At 48.7% G+C, this 1,234-nt stretch carries 1 protein-coding gene; it reads left to right on the forward strand.

Annotated elements, in window-relative coordinates; all coding sequences use genetic code 11:
- The first annotated feature begins 202 nt into the window (after positions 1-202).
- Complete coding sequence (locus IWX85_RS20160; RefSeq protein WP_036813824.1) at positions 203-991, forward strand: response regulator transcription factor; 789 nt, start codon at positions 203-205, stop codon at positions 989-991.
- Positions 992-1,234 lie beyond the last annotated feature (243 nt).

Genomic DNA, 1,234 nt, shown 5'->3' on the forward strand with positions numbered 1-1,234 from the left:
GACAACCTTCAGGCCAAAGTCAACTGGCAGTTCACGACCAAGGATGCCCGCACCAAGCGCAAAAGGCTTTACCCGACAACTACATCATGACGCGACACTAGGTAACAATTTTTTAGACAAACATCTGTAAAAGTCAGTAAGCTAATCGCTAACTGGTTCGCGCTTTAAGATTGTTTTGGAAGCAAAAGGCAAGGAGGAAATCATGGAAATTCGTAACGAATCACAAGTCGCTTCGGACTTTTTGATAAAAAATACTGCTGTTTCATCCAGTCAGCATTTGGCGCCGCATAGCGGCCTGCCGTCAATGTGGCCTGGGTTTTTAACCGGCCAGGCCGAACAACCGGTTCGTGTATTGTTGATTGACGATGATCCGCACATGAGCCGTGTCATTGCTCATGAATTACTGGCTGATCTGCGCATCAATCTGCTGGGCCAAGGAAGTAGTGTCAAAGAAGGCCGCCGCTTGATTAGCCAAAATGAGTTTGATGTGATGCTGGTCGACCTGAATTTGGGAGACGGCACTGGTTTTGCGCTCATCGAGTACATGAAGACCGTTCGTCCCTTGGCGGAAGCCATTGTTATATCGGCAATGGAAGATGAGCAGCATGCCTTGCACGCGTTTGAACTAGGTGCTACGGGCTACTTGGTGAAAAATTCCTGGTTTGGTAATTTTCCTCAAGCTGTTCTTCAGGTGGTTAACGGCGGCGCGTCAATCACTCCGAACCTAGCGCGTCGACTGCTTAATAAATTTGAACAGCCTCAGACCCAAACGCAAGCACTGCAGGAAAGCAAAAACAAGGAAAAGCTGTCGGAGCGCGAAAAGCAGGTTCTTAAACTGGTTGCAGCAGGCTACACGAGTACCGAAATTGGCTCTCGGCTCGTCATCAGCGCGCAAACTGTTAACACTCACATCAAGAATATTTACCGCAAACTCAATGTACGCACACGCGCCCAAGCGGTAAGCTTTGCAGCAAGTCGCGGCTTATTTTGAATCACCTTACTGAAGTGGACCCCAGAGTCACGACAGACTTGATGGTAGTTTAAGTTGCACTCGACTTCTCGCAGCTGAACGGCGCTGCCCCGGTTTTTCCAATTGGTATTGCTGACTCGCTCTCAATCCTGACGTCCTCGAACTCAGTCCCGGTGAATGTCAAGCTAGTTGTCGCCTGTGAGTCTTGAATTTAAGCGGCTTTGTTGAACTCCTTGCTGCTCTCCTTTTGGTCATGCTTTTGAT

This window comes from Polaromonas sp. CG_9.11, from assembly GCF_015752225.1.
Classification (GTDB): Bacteria; Pseudomonadota; Gammaproteobacteria; order Burkholderiales; family Burkholderiaceae_C; genus Polaromonas.